The sequence below is a fragment of the Paraflavitalea sp. CAU 1676 genome (assembly GCF_029223285.1).
In the GTDB taxonomy this organism is placed as follows: domain Bacteria; phylum Bacteroidota; class Bacteroidia; order Chitinophagales; family Chitinophagaceae; genus Paraflavitalea.
Genome location: NZ_JARHUJ010000003.1, coordinates 823376 through 846050, shown reverse-complemented (window position 1 = coordinate 846050; position 22675 = coordinate 823376). Strand labels below are relative to the sequence as shown.

The following is a 22675-nucleotide window of genomic DNA, read 5'->3' as shown; positions in this document are numbered from 1 at the left end:
TGTGATATATGCTGACTTATATCCTGCTCAACAAAAAGAAACTCTGGGGACTGATCATTTTTTTCGTAGGCATCTTCGCGGTGCTCACGATATTTAATCATGAGTCTACCTTTGATTCTTCGCTGCAGAAAGCCTGGGTGAACCTCTTCCTGGCTTTCTCCCTTAGTTGCTTTGGGTATGTGGTATTCCTTTGTGGCGCTTACGTCGACTTCTCCCGCGCCTCTTACCTGTTCGATAGTCCCCCGTTTAAATATTTACAGGAAAAGGGATTTAAGATCAGCTATACGGCTGTTACCTCCCGTTTCCTTTTTTCCGGCAAGCGCATCACGGGTATCGTCGATGGATTTCCGGTCAAGATCAGTGGATCGCAGAACCGGTTTACGGTGTACATCGGCGTTGACGAGAACATCCTCGAAAGGAAGCATAAGCAGGAACTAACAGAGGCGCTGGCTCATAAGGGCATCAAGTATGAAGACATCTTTGTGGAAATGCCAGTAGTGGAAGACGCGACGAATAAAGAACCTTCGTATGTTTACGAAATGCTGACCGACCTCACCGCCTTCCTGCAATCGAGAGGCTTTGAACCCAGGATCGATCCCAATCCAAAGCATTGAACCGTATGATAAGCAGGGAAGGCGTAAAAGGGAAACGTGCTTAGGCATAGTAAAAGCTACCGGAATTCATTACTTTCGTGTACGCATCCCCTAAAGTGCAACTGTAATGGACAACATCGCAACTACCACACTGTATCGTCCCGTAGGCCCTAAGGAACTCGCCCTGATCGAAGCATCGGGCTTTACTAAATTTCCCCCACGCTTACTTCAGCAGCCTATATTCTATCCCGTCATGAACGAGGAATACGCCGTGCAGATCGCCCGCGACTGGAACGTGCCGGCCTCCGGCTCGGGCTATGTTACAAAGTTTGAAGTGCGCTCGGATTACGTAAGTAAATTCCGGGTGGAAAACGTAGGAGGGGAGATCCACAATGAACTATGGGTACCTGCCGACGAACTAGAAGAGTTCAATAATAATATCGTGGGCAAGATTGTCGTGACGCAGTCCTTTGGAACTGCAAAATAATCATTCACTCATGTCCATAACCTTCGCATTCTGCCTCGCGGTTGTTCTGGCGAAAATAGTAATGAACTATTTTGAATCCAGGTCATCGGGCGATTGGTGGCCTGAAAAAAGCCCAGCGTTCTACAATCAAGAAATTTCTTCGTACGACCTTTCCTGGTACCAGCCACCTGCGGAAATTTACAGTGACCAGTTTTACCAGAACCTTGTTTTAACGATAAACCATACACAAAGGATCATCGAAAAGATCGAAGACCCAAACAATATCGACTACACGACCATATTAAGATCCTGCAATCCCGATCATAATGGATATCCGATCTATCATTTCTGGTCGAAGGAGGATTGTACAGGAGCAGATGTTCCCCGGTATTTTGACCATGCAGAGGTGCTTCAAAATGTAATGGAAGGTAGAGGTCAGGAGGCGGTACACCTGCAGGAACCGGGCAGTAAAGGTAAAATACTGGCTTTTCAGGTAGATGTTTCCACGTACGATGGTGCACCAATTGCTGAAACCCGCGGCTTTGTCGATAACGCCGACATTCCTCCCATCGATACCTGGTTCTTTGTAACCACAAATTATCTTTATTGCTGGATTCCCACGATGTTCGTCACTACCATGCAGGATGCCATCGATGTCGAAATACTGGACAGCTACGCATGGATCGAAGAGGTCGATCCCGCTTTTAACCAGGGCATCATGGACAGGCTGCAAGCCCAATTCCCCTGATCAGCCCGTCACGCTCCACCAGGGTTTGTCATCGTCTTTCCTGGTATCGCCCGCACCGGATGGAGCCGCAGAACTGTTCCCCGAACCGTTAGAAGAACCCGCACCATTAGAACCATGACCGGGCGTGATAGGAGTAATATATTTCAACCGACCAGTCTGCACCAGCTTATCGATCGCTTCGCTGAATACCTTGCCTTGCGCAGGCTTCACCATCTTCACAAAATTGGCATAGCCGATCACCACATTGGCCGGACTCTCTACCCCCGGCATCAACTCTGCCGCATCCTTCGTTTGTAACTGGTGTAGTAAAGCACGGAAACGACGCAGCTTATCCCGGTCAATACCCAACTGCTTATTCACCACAATGCCCGTCACTTCCTGCCGGCTGCCTTTGTGCATGATGCGCACTTTTTCGGGATGTACTTCAAAGCCTTCATCGGATAATATCTTCTTGATGCGCCACACCATTTGCTGGGCGTTCACATCAGTACCACTCCACGAAAAGGTTACATCATCGGCATAACGGGTATAACTGCACTGGTGTTTGTTAGCCAGCCCCTGCAGGCGTTGGTCCAGCTTAAAACAGAGGATATTCGTAATGGCCGGACTTGTAGGTGCTCCCTGTGGCAATACCCGGTTGCCCTTCTGTACAAAATAAGCACGGCCATCGATCTCTACTTCCTCTGTCACCGCTTCCGTGCACAACAAAGCCAGGATGGTGGCAATCTTTTCTGAATAACCTATTTGTTGCAACAATCCCTTTACACGCCTATAATGGATAGAAGGGAAGAAATCTTTTACATCCAGGTTCAATACCGTCTCTTTGCCCACATGTAAATGAGCATTGCTGAGAATAGAGCGCGTAAATACAAACCCATGCACCGCCTGGTGCACAGGTACCTTATTCAGAATATGTTCCAGGATCCAGTATTGAACTTGCTTTAATCGGGGCATCGGCGCCGAGATCAGCCGCTTGCCGCCCGATTTCTTAGGCAGATAAAACTTTTTGTAATGGCTAACCGGCGCTACTTTGCGCGAAAAAGCAAGGAATCGCAATTCTTTCAGCTCGATGCCCATCGCGGTAGCCAGCTCCAACTCATTGGCAAAAACAGGTAACCGCTTTTTCTGCAGCGCATCTGCATTCGAAACCCCATTATTCAGTCCAATAGACACACCGTCGCCGAGATACAAGATCTCCACCGCCTTCCGCTGCTGCCACGCTTCCGCTTTCTGGAGCCTTTGCTCTTCCCTCCGCTTTTTGGTGGCTGCCCGCTTGGCCCTGGCTGCGTCCATGCGTTTCAGGCGCATTTCTTTCAATACCTTCTCCCGGTCGAGGTACTTGCGGTGTTGTTCATACAAACGCTGGAATTCCTTGTTCAACTCCGTTTCGCGCCTGATGAGCAGTTCGGGCACCGATGGCTTCCCTTCATTGGAAGGCCAGAAGCCGAGTCGCTTCATATCATCCAGTATAAACGCATCTTTGGAAGTAGCGCGGATGCGATCGTAGATCTGTTGACGGGTAAGTATGTTGAACATGAGAGATGAAGAATGGAATTCATGTTCTGACAGAGGGAAACGTGCTGCCTTCGTGCGTGCCGGCGACCAGATTAATCAACGCCAGGCATACCGGTACTATATTGCAATCAGGGCACTCCGGGCCTGTACTGCAAGATTGCAATATAGTACCGGTATGCCATAGTAAAGATTACATTTGGTGATGCATGATCAAGTCATGTTGCATGGACGACGAAACATCGCCCTTTCCTTACGGAAGCAAGGTGCACATCAAATTCCCCTCTGTCAAAGAACACGAAAAGCGGTTAACAAATATAATAGCTGTTTTTTAATTTACTAAATACACGCTTCTCTTTTTATAAACTATACTGCTACTTGAAGCCATTGCCCGCCACCCGCGTATTGTTGAACGACTGCCTGATGGCCAGCATATGCTCACAAGGTCCCTTGTATAGTTTATTTTCGATATAATAACTGCAATCACAACTCGCCGATTTGATCTTCTCATCGCCGTCGATCACCATTTGAGGCTTAAAGGTTTTACGGGCGCCTTTTACACTCCCTGCCAGCTGAATACAGTTATCGGGCATCGCGTTGGCCGTCACCTTCACTTCCTGGCTCGCTAACAGTTGAGCGGCCAGTTCCTCCTGCGGATTACTGAAACGCAGCTTATCCATCGGCAATAAGTCCCGGCTCAATTCACGCAGGCGATATACATCACTGTTAAGGTCGTAGATCACCCGGCCCGCTTGGGTATAAGCACTCAATGCGCCTGCTACTTGCGCGGTATCCAGGTGGAGTTTTTGAGCCAATTGCGCAGAAGTCGTAAGCCAGTCCTTTTGCAACTGACCAAATACCTTTTGTTTGGTAGCATCATCCACCGCCAGGCGCGGCGCCAGCAGATCGAAATTGCCCGCATGGCTCCAGTCGTTGGTGGTCCAGCCGCTCAAACCCAGCGTAAAATTCATATCTCCCAGGTCGGCAATATAAAAGGTAGGCAATCCAGTACCCAACAGGTGTACCGTAAATTTCTTCGCCACAGGAATCAGTCTTTCCAGGATCAGCAAACGCCTGCGTCCCCAGGTTCTGATCTCCTGTTTAACAGGCCCGGTATAAATACTGCGGGCACAAACAATCTCTTTACCCCAGGGCTCCAGCACCAGCTTTACCGGATGGCCCGGCTCCAGTACATAACGCAGGGCACGCGGTCCCCGCTTTTCACGGAAGCGGCGCAGCAGCAAACAAAGGCTGTGTATATCCATCGGGTGCAGGTCTACCTGGATCGTCGGTAAGGTCATCGCACTGCTTACCTGCAGAAAACCCCGTACCCAGCTATCGGGCAGGTCGATCTTTACTTCCTTGAAAGCTTCTTCCCGGGTGGTTTGCACCGTGAAGCCCGAAGGGTCTACTTTCAGTTCCGTTTCTTTATAGTCGCGGATCTTTTGAAATTCTTCATACAGTCCGGCCGAATAATCGACATTGGTGGTACCGCATTTATAGTCGCCGATCTCTTTAAAAACATTATAGTTACAACCCAGCTTGCCATAGGTCGATTCATCCTCGCTGAAGCATTCGAAGAACAGCTCATCGGGATGTATGGTGATCACCGGGTCCAGCACGATCCACTTGTCCCTTTCCTTTTCGTAGATGTAATTGAAGTATTTTGACTTGGCCGTATGATAGGGACCGAGTAAAGAATTCTTTTGAGCCCGTACATCCGCCAGCTCGGCCTTGATCTGTTCGATGCGTGCCGATACACCCTGAGCATCGTAGCCCGCCATATGATCGGCCAGTAGCATGGCTTCATTTTCTGCTACCCATTCCTTATACGCCGTTTTATCTTTGGGCTTGAACCGAAGGTCGCTGATCACGACATCGTGTAAGGCCGAGATCGCTTCGCGGAACGCCAGCTTCTTATGCAGCTTGCCTACAAACCAGGCGCTGTCGCGCAGCGTATCCGGGGCAAACGACATACCCGTCATATGCGCCGAACTCGTAACCGTACTACTGCCTGCAAACCGGTAATTGAATAACATACAGACTGATTATGATAAAGGATTAAGGGTTTTGGCTGCTGCTCTTGTTTCGATGGGTTTTACTTTCAAGGGAGTCTCCACCTCGTACAGGGCTTTCAGCTGCATCAATACGTCAATACATTTGGCTTTGTCGCCGATCGCCGCAGTAGCAGAAATATCCGAAAGAATGTTGCTCACGATCTTTGCCGCTTCTTCCGATTTACGCCCTTCCGTCAGCAGGAAATGAAAGATCCTGTTCTTCGCTACCCGGCTTTTGTTGACGCGGGTAAGCACCGAACGGAAGTAGAACTCCAGCGAAGAGATCCTGCTCACGTCATCGCCCGCAAACCTTTCGAGGTAATTGGTCGCAAACAATTGCATCTTCTCACTGGGGTGCTGGCTCAGGCTCAATAAATACTGATGACCATGCTCGCCCTGGAAGAAGCGCGTGATCAGTTCGCGGCCATAGGACTCTACATCGGGTTTCACCGAGTCGGCCAGCGAAATGAGTGCTTCAGGACTCCAGTCGGCTTCCGTAAACGCATCCCGGAAGTATTGCATGGCAAAAGCACGGGAATCATCCCATTTGCTTTCCAACAGTTTGATCGCCGTTTCTTTTTCATACCGGATGCGGGCCGCTTGTTGCTGATAAAACCGCCAGCACCATTGGCGCACCGTGATATTTTCATGGCCACCCAAAGCAATGACCTGTGGAATGGTCAACTGATCGGGTTGCGTATATTTTTCCAGGATAACCACGCCTACGTTCTGCGCAGCAGTATAATTACCGTACAGCAGGTTGAGCGCCGTTTCCTTATTCGCGTTTTGCAGGTTACTGCTCAGTTCATGGCACAATAAGCGCCCGATATCGTCATGCATACCTTCGTACGGCTCCTTGCGCAGCAAGTAAGGCATCAGCAGGGTAGCCGCTTCATCGCCGAAGGCCTTTTCAAAGCCCGCCATTTTACCTACCACCGGCGCTATATGCCGGCGCACATTGGCGTGCTGCGATAAACAGGCCGCCAGTACTTCCTGCCTGAACTCCATCAGGCGCGCCGGCTCCTGTAAGGTAAGCAGGTCAATACCAGCCTCCCGCACGGGAGCATAATCGTGTTGCAACAAGCCGGCTATCAGCGATGCACTTAGCGCATCTGCCGTAACAGGTTGCTGGTTGGACTTCAGCAACTGAAGTCCCAGTAATAAAACCGGTGCTACCGGATGCAGCAACAGATCGGCAATCACTGGCAGGGGCACCTGCTTTACCTCGTTGCCAAACCAGGCCAGCATATTGTCTTTGGCATTGCCAATATAAGTTTCGGTATCAGCATCAGCCGCTACGATCGATAGGATCGTGGCAATGGCCTTGCCTACAGCAGCCAGGCGCACCTCAGTACCGATATGATTGTTGTTGATGAAATGCTGCGCCCACTGGCGGATAGCGGGTTCGCGTAAAAAGAGCAGGCTTGATACAAAATCCACCTGCTGAGCATAGGCGTATTGATAGGTATTGCCCCATTCCATACCCTTGCTGCGCGCATCGGCATGCAGCGATTGCAGCATCGCAGCCACCAGGTCTCCTTCGGGTTGAATACCGGCATACCTTTCCACAGCCAGCGTATAGCCCAATCGGGCGGGGATAGGGTAGGGCGATAACAACAGCTTCTTGTATACATCCTTGTCCAGCTTTTGTTTCAGCTGCGGATAATCGGGATGCGCGGTCAAACCGCCCGCTGCAAATTCATGCACTTCTTCCAGTTCAGCCTCGATGAGCAGTTGTACATAAGATTGCGGTAACTGGTTCCAGAGATGCAAATAAGGAGTACCATTCTCATTGGGCACCGATTGAATATCGTGTGCACCCGTCGCCGGCGCCGGACCCGCAACAGCCCGGTAGTCGGTTTTCTTTTTGCCAAACAGGCCAACGATCTTCTTCAATAACCCGCCACTATTGCCGCTGGCAGGGGTCGAAGAAGCAGAAGCCGTGCGTGCTGCAGGCGTATTGCGGACCTGCCACACACGTCCACCTGCCAATAGCAGGTCGGGGTGCTCTCCGCTCAAGATATAATGCAGGAATACAGCCTGGGCATTTTGTGGAAAGCGGGTCTCCACCGTATTGTACCGACGGCCATCCCACTGATAGTTGGAAGTAGCATAAGCTTCCTTGAAATCCTTCTTCCGGCTATAAGAGATCAGCAAGGCCGTGGCCAGTTTTACATAACTCACATCGCCCGTGTTGCCCAGCAACTGCAGCCGCCGGCGGATCCTGCGGTGCAGGTACCACCGGGTTCTTTGTGAATAAGCGAGGCGGCTGTCTTTCTTTCGAAGTTCCTTGTGCGGGTTGACCATCGCATCCATCCCGTCGACCAGTACCTTGGTATTTTGGTCTTTTAATGGCACCCGGTGCCGGAAGGCCTCCGGTTGACGCTCGAGCTGGCAACCCAGCAAACCGGTGAATTCAAAATCATCCAGCAGTTCGGCCAGTTTATAGAGCGAACGCAGGTGTTTGAAATAGTGGGGACGAAATGGCGCCTGCAGCAAAACCCGTTTCAGCACGGGACGAAGCCACCGTTTATCGATTGATAAGAGATAGATTGTTTCAATCGAGACAAAGTAAGCAGGCTCCTGACCGGCTGGTTCCAGCAGCAGCTGCTCCACCGTAGCGCCCGCTTGTGCGGCCACCGCATCGCGCAACACCTGCGGCATATCTTTTAGATAGTTGGCTGTATGCTGTTCGAGGGCCGCATCGCGCAGCAAGGGAAAAAGCCCTGCCCCAGCCAGTTTACGAACAATCGCCGTGGGATGATCTTTATAGATCGATTGAAGAGCGTCTGCAGCGGCTTCATGACCACTGCGGATCAAAGCCCAGGTGCATACATATTGATGAAGATTATCACTCTTCGAAAATAACTGAACGATAAAGGGAGCTGCATCGCGGATCTTGTATTGACCTGCCTTCCAGATCACGCGCGACAGCTTCCAGGGCTTCTGGCGCCCGCCCGAATTGCCCTGTGCAGCCTGTTGCAATCTCTTCAGGATGGCGCGTACACGGGCATCGGGGTGCGAGGATACATCAACTGGTAAGGGGGCAGAAACAGTCAACGCAAAGGAACTACCCCTGGGGGCAGCTGGCTGGCTGCTTTCGCTGGCAGAATATCCCTTGGCGATCTTTTCATCGGCTACCTCGTTGAAGAGCCGCTCCGCCTCGGGCAAACTAACCGGTACCGGCGTTTTGCTGCCTTCTTTCAAAGCAGCGCCGCGGCGGCCATAGCGGAAGTTCACCACATACCGGTCATTACCTACATCACATAGGTCGATCTCATATACTTTATCCGAATTGCCTTCTTTGAAGTAAAGGGTGGTTTGTTTGATCAGGCGCATACGCGTGGTCGGGATTAAGGGTAGGGAAGGTAGATAAAAAAATGATATCCAGGTAACTGGGCCACAGGTTATAACCACAGAATCTTATTGCACAGCTCATACACATTCTTCGTATTTTAAAGTATGATTTCAGGTATGTGTACTAATTACACAATAACTTCCTATCTTTCCGCAGCCAATAACAAACAACGATTGCTATGGAGCCAACTACACCCCTTACGCTCGCAACGGAAACAGCTATAGAAGCGAAGCCAAAAGCCCATTTCTGGCAGATCTGGAATATGTGTTTCGGATTCTTCGGCATCCAGTTTGGCTGGAGCCTGCAGATGAACAACATGAGCGTCATTTACGAGTACCTGGGGGCCAAGCCCGAGCAGATACCCGGCCTATGGCTCGCAGCGCCCATGACGGGCCTCATTGTACAACCCATCATCGGTTACCTCAGCGATCGTACCTGGCACCCGCGCTGGGGGCGTCGCAGGCCCTACTTCCTCGTAGGAGCCATCCTCAGTTCCCTCGCTTTATTTGTAATGCCCAATTCGCCTACCGTGTGGATCGCCGCCGGTACACTCTGGATACTCGACTCTTGTATCAACATTAGTATGGAACCCTTCCGCGCTTTTGTAGCCGATAACCTCAGCGATAAGCAACGGGCTTTTGGATACGCCATGCAAAGCATGTTTATCGGGGCTGCGGCCTGTATAGCCGGTTTCCTGCCGGGCGTACTCGCCGATTACCTCAACATCAGCCGCGACAAAGTAGCCGGTGGCATTCCCCAAAACATCATGTGGTCGTTCTATATCGGCGGTATCATGTTCCTGGGCGCTGTATTGTACACCGTATTGCGCAGTCGCGAATACCCGCCGGTTGATCCCGACTGGAAGAAAAAACTCAATGCACAACATGGCACCGGCTTTAGTGGCGCGGTTAAAGAGATCACCCATTCTATCGCCAATATGCCCATGCAGATGAAGCGCCTGGCCATCGTACAGTTCCTCACCTGGCCCGGCCTATTCCTCATGTGGTTTTATTATAGTCCGGCCGTAGCGCAGGATTTTTTTAAAGGCGATCCCCTGGCGCCCAACCAATCGCCGCTGAACATTCTGTATACAAAAGGCGTAGAGCATGCAGGCGCCACCTCTGCCGTATTGAACCTGGTAACATTTCTGTTCGCATTTTCATTGCCCTTCTGGGTAGGGAAATTCGGTCGTAAGATGACCCATACCTTTTGCCTGCTGTTGGGGGGATTGGGATTGATCTCTGTAGGCTTCGTCACCGATACATCGATGCTATACCTGTCCATGAGTATGGTGGGCGTAGCCTGGGCCTCCATCCTGTCGATGCCTTATTCCATGCTGGCAGGCCACCTGCCGGAAAACAAGATCGGCATCTACATGGGCATCTTCAATTTCTTTATCGTTTTGCCCGAGATCATCGCCTCCTTGTTCTTCGGTAAGATCATGGAGAACTTCCTTGGCAACGATCGCCTGCTCGCCGTGCAGATAGGCGGCTGGTTATTGGTGCTCGCCGGATTTGTCTGTGCCCTGATCGTGAAGGATAAAATAAAAGAAGACCTGCTGTAAACGAACCGCCATTTAACGCATTCAAATAAACATAACCTGATGAAGTTGTTTTCCTGCCAATGGCTTGTGGCCGCCTGCTGCTTATTATTTACTGCCGACGCATGGGCTCAATCCGATGTAAAAGTATATCCCACCCATTGGTGGACCGGTATGAAGAACCGGAAATTGCAGCTGATGGTGTACCGGCCAACAGGACTTACTTCCACACAATTCAGTGTGTCTTCCGGTAGTCCCGACGTAAAGGTGCTTAAGTTCAATCGGCCCGATCAGGTCAAAAGGCACTATCTCTTTATCGACCTGGAAATTGCCCCCAACGCCAAACCAGGCATTAAAGAGATTACCATCGTCAATTTTATTCGCTCCGAGCACGTGAAGATCCAATACGAGCTCAAAGCCCGCAATCCCGAAACCGGTAAAACACGCAATCAGGGCATCACCAGCGAAGACCTCATCTACCTCATCATGCCCGACCGGTTCAGCAATGGCGATCCCACCAACGACCGCATCGCAGGATTGCGTGATCAAAGCCTCAACCGCGCAGAAATATTCGACCGCCATGGCGGCGATCTCAAAGGCATCGAGAACCACCTCGATTACCTGCAAGACCTCGGCGTTACGGCCCTTTGGCTCAATCCCGTATTGCAGAACGATATGCCCCAACGTACCGAACACGGTTATGCCGCTACTGATCACTATACCATCGAACCACGCCTTGGTGGTGCAGCCGCTTACCATTCGCTCTCCAATGCCTTGCACAAGCGCGGCATGAAGCTCATACAGGACGCCGTGTACAACCACGTAGGTATAGAACATTTCCTTTTCCGCGATCTGCCAGATAGCAGTTGGTTCCACTTCTGGCCCAATTATACCAATACCACCTACAAAGACCAGGTGTTGATGGATCCCTATGTATCGGCGATCGATAAAAAGAAAATGAGTGATGGATGGTTCGTGCCTTCCATGCCCGACCTCAACCAAAAGAATCCCTTTGTCGCCAACTTCCTCATACAACACGCCATTTGGTGCACCGAAGAGTTCGGGCTCGATGGCTGGCGCATCGATACCTATGCCTACAACGACCTCGAATTCATGAACCGCTGCAACAAGGCGCTGCTCGATCAATATCCTACACTGCACATCTTTGGCGAAACCTGGGTACACGGTATACCCAACCAAAGCTTCTTTGCAGAGAACGTATACCAGATACCTTTCAAAAGCAACCTGCCTGCGGTAACCGATTTTCAGTTGAACCTCTACGGAATAACACCAGCCTTGAACCAACCATTCGGTTGGACGGAAGGCGTAAACCGCCTTTACCTCACGGCCTCCAACGATTTTGTGTACAAACACCCAATGAAGCAGGTCATCTTTCTCGATAACCACGACCTCAGCCGCTTCTTATCGATCGTCAATGACGATGTGAAGAAATTGAAGATCGGCCTCGCCTGGCTCCTGACCTTCCGCGGCATACCGCAATTGTATTATGGCACAGAAGTGATGATGAAGAACCACGCCAATCCCGACGGGCTGGTGCGCCTCGATTTCCCGGGCGGCTGGCCGGGTGATGCCGCCAATAAGTTTACTGCAGGAGGCCGCACCTCCGATGAGGACAATCTTTTCAATTACACGCGTGCGCTGGCGCAGTTTCGCAAAAGCTCGTCGGCCATTAAAACCGGCAAGTTGATGCAATATGTGCCCGAGGATGGCGTGTATGTTTATTTCCGGTACGATGCTCAGCAAACCGTCATGTGCATCATGAATCCCTCCGACGACACAAAGGAGATCTCAACGGCGCGCTTTGAAGAACGACTCAAGGGCTTTACAAAAGCAAGGGAAGTGGCCACCAATGAATTCTTATCGCTGGGTAGCACCCTGAAGATTCCTGCCAAAACGCAGTGGGTACTGGAGCTGAAGTAATAGGATAGAAGGAGCAGCGGCAACAAAAGCCGGCACCGTCATTCACGACAACTCATAAAAACAAAGGCAGCGTGAAATCATCACACTGCCTTTTTGTTTATCCTGATGGTTTGAAGCCAATAAGCCTGCCGCGACAGGCAGTTATAATAAGATCATCGGTCGTATACGCTTACCAAAATCTCCCCAGCCCTTTTCAAATTCCGTCATCCTGCTATCAAATTCACTGTTCGTTAGTTTCTTTCCTTTCTTAGGGGCTTGAATGTCTTTGTCGGGAATTTCTATTACTTCCAGTTTAGTCGCATACCAGGTGGCATGCATACGGGGAATGGCCAGGCCCAATATCATCCCCGGCAATCCGTTGAACGATTCCGGCCCTCCCGAAGGAATGATCTCATCCGTGTAGAACGCGATCACGACCACCGAATCCATAATACGGCCCACCGCCTTGCGGCAATCGAAGCCGGCAATTTTCCTGATCTCGCTACCGATCTTCCAGTCGATCTTGCGGGTAGATTGGTTGAGGATATACAGGTCGTTCATGATATCCTTCTGGGTGATCATGCTGTCATTCTCCAGGTTGGTTTGAATGGTATTTTCAGAAGGGAAGGTTTGAAATAACTTCTGCTGCCGTATCTCGGGTTCCCTGCCCGCCTTATACAACGTCAACCCATTTTTGAAATACAGGTCGAAGTAAGCCGTGTGGAATTTTGGATAGCCGTTTTTGATCACCTCTGTGAAAGAGCTGGATTCTTCCAGGAAGGCATGTTGGTTTGTTTTTCGTTCAAATTCAATCTTGCCATGGGTGATGAACTGCTGCGCCTGGGCCCTTTGCAGGCCGGCAAACAGGAGCAGCGTTATGATCAGTACTCTGAATTGCATATAATAAGTTTGTTCGGTTCGTTAATCGGTTTACATATTGGGTGCAGCACCATTCTTATTGAAATTCCAGAGAAGGCTCAGCATGAAATACCGCTTGAAAGTATCATAGGTCCTTTCATTGAGGAAGTTGCTGTTGATGCTACGGTTGAACCCGATATTCTGATTGAGGATATCGAAAGCCGAGAAGCGGATCCTGCCGGCATCCTTCTTAAGGATCTTTCTTTCCAGCCTGCCATTCCACTTTACTACGTTGTTGTTACGATCGAAATCGTCTGTCTTCTGGCGAATGTTGACACTCACATCAGAGCCAATCTCGAGTTTCCAGGGCAGGAATACGGTGGCATCCACATCATAGCTCTGCGTCCAGAATTTGGTGACCACATCTTTCCGCAGCGAAGTTTTGGATTCATTATAATTCAGGTTGGGGCGAATGCTTAATTGGTATTTCTTCTCTTTTTGCATCCACACACTGAAACCAAAGCTAACGTTGTAGTTATTATTGATGTTTTCCTGGCCATTGAGGAAGTTCACATTTCTGCTCTTTCCAAAGTTGAGGGTGGGCCCCACATTGGCATTCAGTTTTTTGATCTTGATGCCGTACTCAAAATAACCATTCAGGTTGTAGTTGCCATTGACGTTCACCGGCTTGGTGATCCGGTTGCCCTTGTCAGTAATGGTGGTCATGGAGCTGAAGTCGTTTTGAACGGTCGAGTAGCTGAAGCCTGCCCAGATGCTGGTTTCAGAGAGCATGCTCCACTTGTTGTAGTTCACGTTGAAGCGGCTGCGGAAAGCCTGTTTCAGGTCGGGATTACCCACGCGAAAGTTCGTTTGGTCGCTATTATCATTTACTGGTTGTATCTGGTCGATGGTAGGCGCCTGGGTGGAACCCCAATAGTTGAAACGAATATTTCCATTAGAGCCCATGGTCCACTCCACATTGGCCGTGGGGAAGAAATTGGTGAAACTATACCGGGTGTTTTGTTTGCTCTTAATGTCGACCCGTTCAAAGTCGGCACGGGCTATATTGGCACCAAAGCCAAAGGAAATGCGTTTGGGCTTGGAGTAGCGGAAATTGATCCCTCCCGTGTTGTTCAAAACGTTGAACTCGTAATCATTGCTAAGGGAGTCAACCACCTGGTCGTATTTCGGGTTGTTGGGATCGAGTTTACCGAGGGTTGTGCGCTTGGATTGACGGTGGTTGTTGCCAATACCGTAATTGAATTCCAGGATAGCGCGTTTCGAGAGCGGTTCGGTGTACGCGATCCGCCCACTCGTCGTTGAAGTGATATTATCGTTCAGTTTTTGCTGATCTACCAGTTGCGAGGTCTTGTTGCTGCTTTCGTCATAAAAGTCATTCAGGGCATACAGGAACCCCGTACTTTCAGTTTGCCGGTAATCTTGTTGAACGTTAATAGAGATCGTTCTGCCTTGTTTTTTAAACTTTTTGCGGTAGAGTATCTGGGCGTTGAAGGCTTTGTTATCGGTCACTGAGTTCGAGCGCTGGTCGATAATGCGGATGGGCTTGCCGTTCTCATCCAGGATGTCCGTGTGGCCGTTATTCGAGGAGATCGATTTACCGATCGACCCGCCGGCTATTACCTTGATCGAAGACAGAGAGTCGAGCTTGAGGTCATAAATGCCATCTACCTTATTCCTGGTCCGGCTGCTGTAGTTATTGCCCGATTCAATGACGTTCTGTGATGGACCTGTCAGGAGGTATTTGCTGATATTGAGGCCCGAGGCTTCGGTATTCAGCTTATTATATTTGTAGTTGAGATTCAGGTGTTGCTTGTCTTCGTTCCATTTGTTGGAGAAGTGGATACCGGCCGTCCATCCTTTGGGTAGTCCTTCGCCCCAGTAACGGCCGTCATCAAACAGGTCGTCGTCGTTGCCGTAAATGGCGAAGTTCCCGTCGCTCACGTCAAAGCTGCCGCCAGCGCCGCCATAGCTCATGTTCTCCTGCCAGTCGAGCCCCGTTTTACCCGTGCTCGACATCAGGCCGAAAGCGGAGAATTTCCGCTTGCCTTTGAAGGCATTCAGCATAAAGTTATTGTTCCAGTACTTGTCGCCATTGCTGCCAAGCTCCACTTTCCCGAAGTAGCCTTTTTTCTTATCTTCTTTTAATTTCAAGTCGATCGTCTTGACCTTCTTGCCGTCGTCGATGCCGGTAAAGGCGGCCTGGTCGCTGGCCTTGTCAAACACCTGCACCTTGTCTACCGCATCCGATAGCAGGCCACGGGTGGCGATCGTGGGGTCGTCGCTGAAGAACTCCTCGCCGTCTACCAGTACTTTCTGCACGGTTTCGCCCTGGGCGGTGATCTTACCGTTGCGATCTACCTGCAGGCCGGGCAGTTTCTTCAGCAGGTCTTCTACCGAAGAACCGGCTTTCATATAAAAACTATCGGCCTTGTATTCGATGGTATCGCCCTTGATCCGGATGGCACTCAGTTTGTGAGATACTACCACTTCCTGCAGCAGCTGCGATTTCAGGATCATGGCAATATTGCCCAGGTTGACGGGAGAAGCATCATTCACCTCAATGGAATCCATGTAATCGGCATAAGCCGGGTGGGTTACCATCAAAACATATTTGCCCGGTTTGAATTTGGAAAGGGAGAATTGGCCCGATTTATCAGTCCTGCTGTAAGTGACCAGTACAGAGTCGGATTTACGGAGAAGAGCCACCACGCTATTGGTAAGATTTTTCTTTTCGCTGGTGTCAATTACTGTACCTTTAAGAGTGGGCTGTTGCGCAAAGAGGGAAGCCGCCGATACAAGCAGTATCAACAGCAACAACGTTAGTTTTTGCATTGGTTCTGTGCTGGGTTAATAGTGATTTGGCTTAGTTTTTTTGACTGTGTTAATTTTATATTATCTCTATACGCTGAGCCTTTGTAAAACTACACGCAGGAGTACTGGAGTCAAATCATAATCTGCAAGCCAGGCACGTACATCTGCAAACGGGTAAATAGTAACCTTCAAATTGACGCACAAACAGCACCACTTGGTTTGGAAATACTTGGAAAATATTTACGAACTTCCGGTACTGGTATCGTTGAGGTGCAAAAATCCGGATAATCAGTTTTATCTAAACAAGATTACCGTCGTTTTAACACATTTCATTGACCACCGGTCAAACGAAAGGTTCAGCGGATACAGTATGATGCAGCCCGTTAAAGATTCCATAAATAAATTCTAAATAAATTTTCCAGCGTGGCAAAAGACAAGAAGTACGAGGATATTCACTTTGTAGACAGCACCCGTCCGGTATGGAATTACTCCCTGTTTACCACAGATGATATAGCTAATTTTCAGAATGGAACCCATTACAGGTTGTACGAACTGTTCGGCTCACGCGAAATTACGGTACTGGGTAAGAGCGGATATTACTTTGCCGTATGGGCTCCTAACGCCACCTGGGTATCCGTAACCGGTAATTTCAACGACTGGAATAACCAATCGCACCCACTCTACGTACGACTCGACAATTCCGGCATCTGGGAAGGCTTCATACCCTATATGCCCAAAGGAGAAGTCTATAAATATCATATACATGGCTTCCGCGGCCGAAAAATGGACAAGGGCGACCCCTTCGCCAATTTCTGGGAACGCCGCCCGCAAACAGCCTCCATAACCTGGGATCTCGGCTATCAATGGAACGACGCGGATTGGATGAGCAAACGGGCTGTCCATAATTCTACCCAGTCACCCTGGAGCGTATATGAGGTACACCTCGCCAGCTGGATGCGGCCCGATGCGCATGATGAAGAACGATATAATACTTATGATTTCTTTTCCGACCGGCTGGTAAACTATGTAAAGGACATGGGTTTTACCCATGTGGAACTCATGCCCCTCACGGAGCATCCCTTCGACGGCAGCTGGGGCTACCAGGGAACAGGATTCTTTGCACCTACCTCCCGTTTCGGCGATCCGCAGGGCTTCATGCACCTGGTGGAAGCCTTTCATGAGGCCGGCATCGGCGTGATCCTCGATTGGGTGCCATCGCATTTTCCCTACGACGCCCACGGACTGTTCATGTTCGATGGAACGCACACCTACGAATATGCGGATATGCGCAAGGGATACCATCCCGACTGGAACAGCTATATATTTAATTATAAGCGGGGAGAGGTGAAATCCTTCCTGATCAGCAGCGCCCGCTTTTGGTTCGATAAATTCCACATCGACGGTATGCGGGTGGATGCGGTAAGTTCCATGCTCAAGCTCAATTATTCGCGCGAAGAAGGGGAGTGGGAGCCCAATGAGTTTGGTGGCGATGGCAATATCGAGGCGATCGCTTTTATCAAAGACCTCAACGAGACCATCTTCCGCGACTTCCCCGATGTACAAACCATCGCCGAGGAAGCGACCGACTGGCCGGGCGTCTCCCGACCCACGTATATGGACGGCCTTGGTTTTGGGATGAAATGGATGATGGGCTGGATGCACGATACGCTCGGCTATTTCAAGCTCGATCCGTTCGAAAGGCAGTTCCACCAGAACCGGTTTACCTTCAGCATGATGTATTACTACGATGAGAACTTCATGCTGCCCCTCAGCCACGACGAAGTAGTGCACGGCAAAAGTCCGATGATCTATAAAATGCCGGGCGACGACTGGCAGAAGTTTGCCAACCTGCGCGCGCTATACGGCTATATGTTCACGCACCCGGGTGGCAAGCTGCTCTTCATGGGCAATGAATTTGGCGCCACCACCGAATGGAACTACAAAACGGAGCTGCCCTGGGGGCTGCTCGCCCACGAAAGCCACCGCAGCCTGCAGGAATGTGTGCGCGACCTCAATAACCTGCTACGCACAGAACCAGCTTTATATGAAAACCAGTTCAATACGCACGGCTTCGAGTGGGTCGATCTCTCGCACCGGCCGGAATGCGTAATGGTGTACCGCCGCAAGGGTAAAGATCCTGCGGACGACCTGCTGGTGGTGCTCAACCTCACGCCGGTAGTGCGGCGCGACTGGAAGCTGTATGCGCCGGGCAAAGATGCCTGGAAGGAGATCTTCAACAGCGACCTGCGCCAGTATGGTGGAACAGGCGATGTCTTCAATCCCGAAATTTTAACCTCCCTTGTGGATAAAAAGGAAAACCGCTACGAAATAAATCTACATTTGCCACCGTTGGGGATTATTGTTCTTAAATGATGCACCAATAACAATTGGCGGGTTTTGAATGATTTAATGCCAGGCGGTCATGTAACGCATTGATAATGATACCTGGCAGTAATATTGCAGCCTTAAGGATGGCTGCTGGCTGTATGCCTAAGCAAGCAGAGCCAATTCGCGCCCGCTGCCTAAATCCAAATCCTTTTATATGTCGAAGTACCCACTTCTATGGCTGCTCATCGGCTCTGTTGCCTCCACATCTGCGCTGGCTCAAAATGCGGATAGTGCTACATTTTACCATCAAAAAGGGGTGGCCGAACAACAGGCCCGCCGATACCGCGAAGCCGAAAAGCAATTTGCGAAATCCGACCAGTTTGGTGCCGACAATACGGCCAACCTCATCGAATGGGGCAATGTGCTCGTAGCGCAGAATCGCTATATGGAAGCGCGTGAAAAGTTCCTCAAAGCAGAAGTAAAAGATCCCAATAACCCGGTGGTGATAGAAAATCTTGCCACCCTCAACCTCAATGTGCGTAAGTGGGCCGATGCGATCAAATATGCCCAGAAGATGCAGGAGAAGAAACTCGGTACCAAACCGCTCAACTTCGTGATCGCAAAAGCGTACTACGAATTGGACAATTACGGCGAAGCGCTGAAATATTGTGAGCGTGCCTTCCGCGACGATTCTACGTTGGCCGAGGTGCCTTATATCGCAGGCCGTTGTTTTGTGGAAATGAACAATTACAAGCGTGCCGAAGGCTGCTACCAGCAGGCCATTGCGCGCAACCCGAATAACGCCAACTGGATCTTCGAGGCGGGCATGGTGGCATACTCCATCCCCGATGATAAAAAAGCCGTGTACTGGTTCGAAATGGCTGGTGAAAAAGGCTACAAGCGTACCGACGTGTACCTCGAAAACCTCGCCAATGCCTACCTCAACCTTAAGCAATACGATAAGGGATTACCATTATTGAAGGCAGTACTGGAGCACCGTCCGCAGGATGCCGAATTGCTGTACAATGTAGGAGATGCTTATTATCACAATAAGCAATACCAGGAGGCTATCGATACCTGGGATCAGATCCTGGTGGTGGATAAAAAGAACTCCAATGCCTTGTACATGATCGGCATGGCCTACCAGAAAAAAGGTGATAAGGCAAAAGGCGAGCAGTTGTGTACCCAGGCCATTGCGATGGACCCTTCTCTCAAAGACCTGAAGCAGGAGAGGAAGATGCCCGGAGGCCGCTAAGCGAACTATTTCACCCGACTTTGCATATTAGAAAGCTCCCGTAAGGGGGCTTTTTTGTTGGACTGGCTAACCGGCCGGATGAATGATCAATAATCTCTCAATGAGATATAGTAGCTATGGTTTTCCGTTAGAAATTGTGTATTATAGCGGGTAGCAATATGGATATAAAAGAACTTATACCAAAGCATAAGGATGACCAGGAAGTAATCGACGGACTTAAAGCGCTTTCATTTGAACAATTGAGGCCGATTGTTCCTGATCTGTTGGAATTGTTGCAGGATCTTCATTGGCCCATTGCTCATCCTATTGCAGAAATCTTAGCGCCTTTTGCGGATAGAATAACGCCAGACATTATCAATGTCTTAAAAACAAACGATGGGCAATGGAAATGGGGAGTACTAACAATGCTCGTAAGGAAGACTACTGATCCCGTTTTGTTAAAGGAAGTTGAGCGGATAGCCCGATTTCCGACAAGAGACGAATTAGAAGAAGAACTTAATATAGAGGCGCTTGCTATTTTGAATGGTGACTAATTACTGAAAAATGGATGCAAGGATTGAAAAATTAATTGTCGCATTTCAGCAAAACGGCTGGAGTTTACTAGGGCCTGCCGACGTTCAGTCCGACTGGTGGTTTCTCGATATGTTGCATTTAAAATCAAAATGGAGGCCAGTTGATACAGATCTCTACTTGACGTTGTTAATTGATCCGCAAATTTCAGATAGGAAAGTTGTTTGGTGTATTGGAATATCTTCGGGTATCCCGGATAACAGGCATTTTTCATTCGTTGGTCAAGTGACCTTAAATGACATAAAACGCACTGATCTTTCTTCATTAGTTGGCAGGATTAATAAAATCGTATTGTAAGGTTTGGATTAATTTATTATAGAATGGCATCAGCATGTTGGTATTATAAAAAGCAGCAACGATAGGCAGGAACTTTCGATTCCAGTAGACACTGCAAATAAACATTAGGCACTGGACGGATGATGAATTTATGGCCTTTGAACAGAAAGATTTAACCAATGAACCATTCAGATGAATATCTTGAGCGCATAAGGCAAACAGAAATAGATAGTCTTAACCTTATTTCAAAGTTTTTTTCGGAAATGACAATCGAAACAACTTCTGAAATTGCCCGACCCAATGACGTGGTGGGTGATATTACAGAAAAGACCTTTAGGCCAAGTAGCTATTCCAAATATGTTGTGCTGGCTTTGGCTTTAGGCTTGTTAATCCTGGTAGTCAGGGAAACTTTATTTTCAGACAAGGCAAATGGCATTGGTCTCCTGTTCGGATACACATTTTCAGGCATTCTCATTGTAACAAGTATTTGGCAATACTCGTTGGATAAGACACGGAATTACGTTATTCATGTTGATCGTCGTGGAATATTGATTGATGACCGATTGTTTCAATGGCAAAATATCTATGAAACAGCCATTTTGACAAACCCTGGAGCGAAGGTTAATTCACAGTACCTTATTGTTGTCGACAAAACAATGGTCTCCTATGATAAGTTCGACCTGGCTAACTTCAGCAGTCTGAATTTTGAAGGATTTAGTTTGACGTTGTGCAGATATATTGAATATTTTAAGAGAGTTTCGAGAGCGGAACAACCCGAAAGGCATACACGTTGATTTGGAGAAAGGTCGACATTATAGAATAAATGATTGGACGTATAAGTTTCTGGAGTATGAGTATAAAGGTATCTATTGTATTTTCCTTTTTGTTGGTAGTTATCGGTAGTTGTGCGCCAAACAGGTATGATATAAACCGCTACAAAAGGAAGTTTGAGGAGCACCGGAGCGATTTCGACAGTTTGGTCAGCTTACTTAAAACACAAAACCTACAAGATGGCCCTCCGGTTAATGTGAATAATTTGCCCGATAATATCCAGCGGCAGTTGGCTGCCCTCGAAGTTTTTGATATCAGTGTATCATTTACGGGGTGCACAGATACGGCGGTCTATGAATTTACGAGCAGCTGGAGTAGTAAGGCTGCATTGCATTTTTCCTGGGATTTGTGTGATAAAGACCAGGCATCTAAAGGGTACCACGGCAAGAGTGGCGAAATGATAGAGGTTTGGGGAATGGGGGATGGCTGGATAATGTGGATTGATAGTGATTTTTATTGAGAGGCATGGGCTTTGGATTCAAATTCCATTACTTTGCACAGCCAGGTATGTTACCTGGAATCACTTCGTATACCCTAAAACTCTAAAATGAGATTTCTATTTATTGCTGTCGCATTAACATCTTTCATGGCATTCGCCTCTTGTAGTAATGGACAGCGTCCTTTTCCTGATAACATTAATGTGACCAAGGCAGAAAGCCTGAAAAGAATTAAAGGAACAAAGCTTTTTGTAACAACGCCTGCTACTTATAAACCAATGGAAAGCATGGTTCGGCTACAGCGTGACAATAACACCTATATGCAGGTAATGGAAATTCCGAACTCAAACTTTACGGAGTTTAAAAGCAAGTTGACCAGAGAGGCCATAGAAAGTCAGGGAGCAAAGGTCGACATTATTAAGCCGGTAAAGTACAATGGGTATGGCGCGATTTATTTTTCGGGGCCATCTAAGACCGAAGGAGAAACGAAATTGGGGTTTGTTTTTGGCGATGAGACTTTTGTAATGATGCTCGTTGGTGTTTGTCAAACGGCTGATAAAGCAGGCATGGACGAATTGAACAAAATATTCAGTGCTTCCTACTATGATAAATCATTTGACCTGAATCCGCTTGAATTAGCTGATTTTAAATTTGATGAAAGTATAACTGGCTTTAAATATGCTTCGACCATGGGAAATATGTTTATATACTCCCCAAATGGTAAGGCCGATATGGCAACACCGCGGGATGATCTGCCAACGTTTCAATTGTCGACCATCGAGGCGCCAAGTTTTGCAAAAGCAAAAGAGTTTTTGGATTATGTTACTAAACGATATAGCAATCAGGGTATTGAAATAGATAATATAGTAAGGCAAGACATTTCAATAAATGGAAATCTGGCCTATGAAGTGATGGCGGAAACAAAAGACAAGGATAGGAAAGGAATTTTATACCAGGTGATTATCCATAAAGGAACAAAGGCTGTTTTGTTTTTAGGGGCTGATAGTGAAAAAGGGGAGTGGATTGACAAGTTCAAAGCCACAGCACAGACCATTAAAATGTAATGTTGAGATCGTGGATTGAACAGCAAAACA

At 48.7% G+C, this 22675-nt stretch carries 17 protein-coding genes; 12 read left to right on the top strand and 5 right to left on the bottom strand.

The features are described from left to right. Window positions 1-8 precede the first annotated feature (8 nt). From P2H89_RS12450 to P2H89_RS12440, 3 genes are all read left to right on the top strand, one after another. Window positions 9-614 carry a hypothetical protein gene (locus P2H89_RS12450; protein ID WP_275827170.1) on the top strand — a complete coding sequence of 202 codons (606 nt, stop codon included), beginning with the start codon at window positions 9-11 and terminating at the stop codon, window positions 612-614. Between the two features lie 106 nt (window positions 615-720). Further along, complete coding sequence (locus P2H89_RS12445; RefSeq protein ID WP_275827167.1) at window positions 721-1080, top strand: ADP-ribosylation/crystallin J1; 360 nt, start codon at window positions 721-723, stop codon at window positions 1078-1080. Between the two features lie 10 nt (window positions 1081-1090). Further along, window positions 1091-1807: a hypothetical protein gene (locus tag P2H89_RS12440; RefSeq protein ID WP_275827165.1), complete on the top strand. Its 717-nt coding sequence runs from the start codon at window positions 1091-1093 to the stop codon at window positions 1805-1807. Here P2H89_RS12440 and P2H89_RS12435 read toward each other — a convergent pair whose 3' ends face one another. The 3 genes from P2H89_RS12435 to P2H89_RS12425 form a co-directional block, all read right to left on the bottom strand. Continuing rightward, window positions 1808-3343 carry a reverse transcriptase family protein gene (locus tag P2H89_RS12435; protein WP_275827164.1) on the bottom strand — a complete coding sequence of 512 codons (1536 nt, stop codon included), beginning with the start codon at window positions 3341-3343 and terminating at the stop codon, window positions 1808-1810. Window positions 3344-3693: 350 nt separating this feature from the next. Next, window positions 3694-5358 (bottom strand): SWIM zinc finger family protein, encoded by a 1665-nt coding sequence (locus tag P2H89_RS12430; RefSeq protein ID WP_275827162.1) that lies wholly within the window; start codon window positions 5356-5358, stop codon window positions 3694-3696. Window positions 5359-5367: 9 nt separating this feature from the next. Beyond that, window positions 5368-8715 carry a hypothetical protein gene (locus tag P2H89_RS12425; protein ID WP_275827159.1) on the bottom strand — a complete coding sequence of 1116 codons (3348 nt, stop codon included), beginning with the start codon at window positions 8713-8715 and terminating at the stop codon, window positions 5368-5370. A 197-nt stretch (window positions 8716-8912) separates the two neighbouring features. Here P2H89_RS12425 and P2H89_RS12420 point away from each other — a divergent pair, with 197 nt between their 5' ends. Together P2H89_RS12420 and P2H89_RS12415 are read left to right on the top strand one after the other, a co-directional pair. After that, the gene (locus P2H89_RS12420; protein ID WP_275827157.1) at window positions 8913-10298 is read left to right on the top strand and encodes an MFS transporter; all 1386 of its coding nucleotides are present in this window, start codon (window positions 8913-8915) and stop codon (window positions 10296-10298) included. 39 nt (window positions 10299-10337) lie between these two features. Continuing rightward, complete coding sequence (locus tag P2H89_RS12415) at window positions 10338-12215, top strand: glycoside hydrolase family 13 protein (protein WP_275827155.1); 1878 nt, start codon at window positions 10338-10340, stop codon at window positions 12213-12215. A 141-nt stretch (window positions 12216-12356) separates the two neighbouring features. Here P2H89_RS12415 and P2H89_RS12410 read toward each other — a convergent pair whose 3' ends face one another. Beyond that, on the bottom strand, window positions 12357-13094 hold the full coding sequence (locus P2H89_RS12410; RefSeq protein WP_275827153.1) for a GLPGLI family protein: 738 nt from the start codon (window positions 13092-13094) through the stop codon (window positions 12357-12359). Window positions 13095-13124: 30 nt separating this feature from the next. Then, entirely contained in the window at window positions 13125-15905 is a 2781-nt protein-coding gene (locus P2H89_RS12405) for a TonB-dependent receptor (protein WP_275827151.1), read from the bottom strand. Between the two features lie 402 nt (window positions 15906-16307). Here P2H89_RS12405 and glgB point away from each other — a divergent pair, with 402 nt between their 5' ends. From glgB to P2H89_RS12370, 7 genes are all read left to right on the top strand, one after another. Next, a complete protein-coding gene (glgB, locus tag P2H89_RS12400; protein ID WP_275827149.1) occupies window positions 16308-18257 on the top strand; it encodes a 1,4-alpha-glucan branching protein GlgB in 1950 nt (649 codons plus the stop codon). Between the two features lie 169 nt (window positions 18258-18426). Beyond that, window positions 18427-19467, top strand: a complete 1041-nt coding sequence (locus tag P2H89_RS12395) for a tetratricopeptide repeat protein (RefSeq protein ID WP_275827147.1) — start codon at window positions 18427-18429, stop codon at window positions 19465-19467. 158 nt (window positions 19468-19625) lie between these two features. Then, complete coding sequence (locus P2H89_RS12390; RefSeq protein WP_275827145.1) at window positions 19626-20000, top strand: DUF5071 domain-containing protein; 375 nt, start codon at window positions 19626-19628, stop codon at window positions 19998-20000. Between the two features lie 10 nt (window positions 20001-20010). Then, the gene (locus P2H89_RS12385) at window positions 20011-20334 is read left to right on the top strand and encodes a hypothetical protein (RefSeq protein WP_275827143.1); all 324 of its coding nucleotides are present in this window, start codon (window positions 20011-20013) and stop codon (window positions 20332-20334) included. Between the two features lie 158 nt (window positions 20335-20492). Further along, window positions 20493-21107: a hypothetical protein gene (locus P2H89_RS12380; protein ID WP_275827141.1), complete on the top strand. Its 615-nt coding sequence runs from the start codon at window positions 20493-20495 to the stop codon at window positions 21105-21107. 56 nt (window positions 21108-21163) lie between these two features. After that, complete coding sequence (locus P2H89_RS12375; protein ID WP_275827139.1) at window positions 21164-21604, top strand: hypothetical protein; 441 nt, start codon at window positions 21164-21166, stop codon at window positions 21602-21604. A gap of 87 nt (window positions 21605-21691) precedes the next feature. Beyond that, complete coding sequence (locus P2H89_RS12370; protein ID WP_275827137.1) at window positions 21692-22645, top strand: hypothetical protein; 954 nt, start codon at window positions 21692-21694, stop codon at window positions 22643-22645. Window positions 22646-22675 lie beyond the last annotated feature (30 nt).

Bases quoted from the DNA above. Each gene is read 5' to 3' on its own strand.
- P2H89_RS12450 (WP_275827170.1), top strand. From the start codon at position 9: ATGCTGACTTATATCCTGCTCAACAAAAAGAAACTCTGGGGACTGATC.
- P2H89_RS12445 (WP_275827167.1), top strand. From the start codon at position 721: ATGGACAACATCGCAACTACCACACTGTATCGTCCCGTAGGCCCTAAG.
- P2H89_RS12440 (WP_275827165.1), top strand. From the start codon at position 1,091: ATGTCCATAACCTTCGCATTCTGCCTCGCGGTTGTTCTGGCGAAAATA.
- P2H89_RS12435 (WP_275827164.1), bottom strand. From the start codon at position 3,343: ATGTTCAACATACTTACCCGTCAACAGATCTACGATCGCATCCGCGCT.
- P2H89_RS12430 (WP_275827162.1), bottom strand. From the start codon at position 5,358: ATGTTATTCAATTACCGGTTTGCAGGCAGTAGTACGGTTACGAGTTCG.
- P2H89_RS12425 (WP_275827159.1), bottom strand. From the start codon at position 8,715: ATGCGCCTGATCAAACAAACCACCCTTTACTTCAAAGAAGGCAATTCG.
- P2H89_RS12420 (WP_275827157.1), top strand. From the start codon at position 8,913: ATGGAGCCAACTACACCCCTTACGCTCGCAACGGAAACAGCTATAGAA.
- P2H89_RS12415 (WP_275827155.1), top strand. From the start codon at position 10,338: ATGAAGTTGTTTTCCTGCCAATGGCTTGTGGCCGCCTGCTGCTTATTA.
- P2H89_RS12410 (WP_275827153.1), bottom strand. From the start codon at position 13,094: ATGCAATTCAGAGTACTGATCATAACGCTGCTCCTGTTTGCCGGCCTG.
- P2H89_RS12405 (WP_275827151.1), bottom strand. From the start codon at position 15,905: ATGCAAAAACTAACGTTGTTGCTGTTGATACTGCTTGTATCGGCGGCT.
- P2H89_RS12395 (WP_275827147.1), top strand. From the start codon at position 18,427: ATGTCGAAGTACCCACTTCTATGGCTGCTCATCGGCTCTGTTGCCTCC.
- P2H89_RS12390 (WP_275827145.1), top strand. From the start codon at position 19,626: ATGGATATAAAAGAACTTATACCAAAGCATAAGGATGACCAGGAAGTA.
- P2H89_RS12385 (WP_275827143.1), top strand. From the start codon at position 20,011: ATGGATGCAAGGATTGAAAAATTAATTGTCGCATTTCAGCAAAACGGC.
- P2H89_RS12380 (WP_275827141.1), top strand. From the start codon at position 20,493: ATGAACCATTCAGATGAATATCTTGAGCGCATAAGGCAAACAGAAATA.
- P2H89_RS12375 (WP_275827139.1), top strand. From the start codon at position 21,164: ATGAGTATAAAGGTATCTATTGTATTTTCCTTTTTGTTGGTAGTTATC.
- P2H89_RS12370 (WP_275827137.1), top strand. From the start codon at position 21,692: ATGAGATTTCTATTTATTGCTGTCGCATTAACATCTTTCATGGCATTC.